This window comes from Sulfuricurvum sp. (assembly GCF_036279695.1).
Lineage (GTDB): Bacteria > Campylobacterota > Campylobacteria > Campylobacterales > Sulfurimonadaceae > Sulfuricurvum.
Map to the genome: position 1 here is coordinate 1 of NZ_DASUIQ010000092.1, position 3,404 is coordinate 3,404.

At 47.4% G+C, this 3,404-nt stretch carries 4 protein-coding genes; 1 reads left to right on the top strand and 3 read right to left on the bottom strand.

The window, feature by feature from the left end:
* Both VFW36_RS09250 and VFW36_RS09255 read right to left on the bottom strand, forming a co-directional pair.
* On the bottom strand, positions 1–288 hold a 288-nt coding region (locus VFW36_RS09250; protein ID WP_329658526.1), incomplete at its 3' end, for a 2Fe-2S iron-sulfur cluster-binding protein.
* A 61-nt stretch (positions 289–349) separates the two neighbouring features.
* Positions 350–1,951, bottom strand: a complete 1,602-nt coding sequence (locus VFW36_RS09255) for an FAD-dependent oxidoreductase (protein ID WP_329658527.1) — start codon at positions 1,949–1,951, stop codon at positions 350–352.
* 101 nt (positions 1,952–2,052) lie between these two features.
* Between VFW36_RS09255 and VFW36_RS09260 the strand changes: the two genes are divergently transcribed.
* A complete protein-coding gene (locus VFW36_RS09260; RefSeq protein WP_329658528.1) occupies positions 2,053–2,958 on the top strand; it encodes an AEC family transporter in 906 nt (301 codons plus the stop codon).
* Here VFW36_RS09260 and VFW36_RS09265 read toward each other — a convergent pair.
* Positions 2,936–3,404: NAD(P)-dependent oxidoreductase (locus tag VFW36_RS09265; protein ID WP_329658529.1), on the bottom strand; the 469-nt coding region annotated here is incomplete at its 5' end. The two genes, VFW36_RS09260 and VFW36_RS09265, sit on opposite strands and share 23 nt — an antisense overlap.

Genomic DNA, 3,404 nt, shown 5'->3' on the forward strand with positions numbered 1-3,404 from the left:
AAATCGTTCGATAGATGACGTATCAACGATCAAGTCACGAATAACACGGGCATTTCGGATCGGCTCAATCAAATCCCCCTCACTCGGTTTGTATTCGCACATCAATTCTTCACGCCCGTTTACCCGTACGGCACAGCTGCCGCATACTCCGCTTCGGCACCCATGTGAATAGGTGAGGGTCGGGTCTTGCTTCGTTTTGATATGATTTAAAACACTCAAAAGGGTAACGTTCTCTAACTCGACGTTATAAGAGTGAGCTTCTTCTCCGCGTAAAATAGTTATTTCCATCAATCACACCACTCTTTCTCATACTCTTCATCATCTTCAAACTCATCATCTATATCTTCATTCATTGCATAAAATCCGCGCATAGCACTCCATCCTCTTTCCATGTAATTGTGTGAGCTCCGAACATCCGATCATTCCTTTGTGGTGCATCGACCCGATAATGCGCTCCTCTGCTCTCGACACGGCTGATTGCACTCACAACGATCATCTCCGCTAACTCGATTTTATTTCCGAACTCGATAAATTCGACCAGATTGGTATTGCAAATTTTCGACTTGTCCCGCGGTCCCATAAACGGCAATTCCTTTTGCATTTGACGAATCGCCCCAAGCACCGCCTTAAGCCCCATATCATCCCGTACCAAACCGACGTTGTTATAGAAGATATTGGCTAACATCTCCTGTTTTTGATAAAAATCGATCTGATTGGTGAAATACATCACCCCGCGAATAAAGTTGGTGTCTTTGGCTAACTGGTTATTTTCCACAGCAGGGGCAGGACGTTTATTTGCATATTCGCTTGCATTACGTCCGCATTCACGTCCAAATACGACCAATTCTAAAAGCGAATTACCCCCCAAACGGTTAGCGCCATGTGTTTTGTGATTCGCACACTCACCGACGGCAAATAGACCCTGAACACTGCTCATGCATTTTGTATTGACTTCAATTCCCCCCATGCTGTAGTGGGCGGAGGGTTTGATCGGTATCAGATCATGGACAGGATCGATCCCTTCATAGATTTGTGCTAATTTTCGTTCCTGAGGGAGTTCATGATTGATAAACTCCTCTCCCAAATGGCGAATATCAAGATAAACGCTTCCGCTTTTAGCCATCTCATCATGGATGGCGCGTGCCACGACATCGCGGGGAGCCAGTTCATCGGTAAAACGCTCTTTGTTAGCATTAAGTAAATATCCCCCTGCACCGCGAGCGCTCTCACTGATCAAAATGGATGAGCCTTTTAACGCCGTTGGGTGGAACTGGATAAACTCCATATCGGCGAGCTTTGCCCCCGCACGAACTGCCGCCGCCAATCCATCCCCGCTCGCTTGGGTCGAGTTGGTCGAGTGTTTGCCGTAAAGATTGCCATACCCGCCTGTAGCGAGGATGACGGCATCGGCTCGAATCTCTTCCACCTCACCGCTCTCGATAACCAAAAATGTCGCACCTAACACGCGGTTAGTCTCATTATCCGTGATCAAATTGAGTAAAAAGCGGCCATTTTTAAATTCTATCCCTGCTTTAAGACATTGATCATAGAGGGTATGGAGGAGTTTAAGTCCCGTATAGTCCTGCGCATAACACGCTCGGGGAGCAGAGGCTCCACCCAGACGGCGGCGGGCAATCTCACCTCCCTCATCACGGCTAAAGGGCAAACCGATGCTGTTACACCATCGAATAGCCTCAGGAGCCTTTTCACACATCAGGGTAATTCGCTCTTCATCCCCCAATCCGGCGGAGGATTTAAGAGTATCAGCAATATGGGCTTCAACACTGTCATTTGAGTCCAAAACTGCGTTCATTCCCCCCTGTGCCATCGAGGTTTGGGAACGGGTCGGAAGGGTTTTAGAAGTGACAATCACCTCTGCCCCGCATTCGTGGGCTGAGAGTGCGCTTACCAATCCCGCACCGCCGCTGCCGATAATCAATACTTTTGCCATTGTATGACTCCTTATTGTCGGGATTGTACCCCAGTGCGCGTTAGCTGTGACTCAAAAAACCATACTAATTTTTTCGCTACAATACACATCAAAAAAAGACAATGCAAACTTTATTCTCTATTATGGGTATTTACCTCTTTATCGCTGTCGGTTTCGGTGCGAAATGGACGTTCAAAGAAAAAATCGATGACCGCACCATAACTCTGCTCAGTGTCTATTTTTTACAGATTTTTCTCACTTTTTGGGGATTGCTCAAACGCCCTATCGATACGGAGCTTCTCTTTGCTCCCGCACTTTATCTGGGGATTTCCCTTTTAGCGCTGTTGCTGATGATCCCTTTGGCTAAACTTCTCTTTCATAACCCCAAAGAGCGCTCTATCGCCACCGTCGCGGCATTGATCGGAAATACCGGAAATCTCGGCATTCCGCTCGGGATCGCATTATTCGGTGAGATGAGTGTCCCTTATCTCACCCTCATCAATCTCGTCAATGTTTTTGTGGTCTATACCATCGGAGTCTTTTATTATTCACGCGGAGAGTTCAGTGTAAAGGGTTCGCTCATGAATATTCTCAAACTCCCCGTCCTTTGGGCGGCGATGGTTGCGATTCTCCTCAATCTCATCGGATACGTCCCAAGCCCTGCGGTGGATAAAACACTGATGATGGGAGCCTATGCCTCGATGACCATGCAGTTAGTGTTGTTTGGGATATACCTGTACGGGATTAAATTAGGAGAGATAAACCTGCGACTCACCGCATGGGTCAACGGAACTAAATTTGTCCTAATACCCGTGATCGCGTTTGCTGTGTTAGGGATGGTTGAGATGGATAGGGTAGTGAAAGGGATTTTGTTTTTAGAACTGATTGTCCCGCTCGCCGTGGCGAACGTCAATCTCGCATCCCTCTATAACTGTTCACCTCGTACCGTGACGGTGGAGGTATTTACAACGTCTGTCGTATTTTTAGGGATCGCTTTCTTTTTGCCTACGCTGTTACAAATGTTTTGATATTTTCGATTGTAGAGGCGATCAGACGTTCGCGTGCTTCGCGGGATGTCCATGCGATATGGGGAGTGATATAAAGGCGCTCCGGATGTTTGACCGATAACAGAGGATGAGGTGTTTTCATCGGCTCTTTGGCGAGGACATCGAGTCCGACAAAGATCGGTTTGACGTCGATAATGACCGAGAGGGCATCCTCATCGACGATTCCACCGCGACCGAGATTGAGCAATACCGCACCGTCTTTCATCTGCAACAATTCGGAGTGGGAGATCAAATTCTCCGTCGATTTGTTCAATGGTGCATGAATCGAGATGACATCGCTGTTTTCGATCAAACGGCTGAGGGTCGTTTTTTCATACTCGCTGTTCTCATTTTTCCCTGAGGTAGAGTAATAACACACATTTGCACCAAATGCTGACGCGATTCGTGCCACATTTCGTCCTATCTCA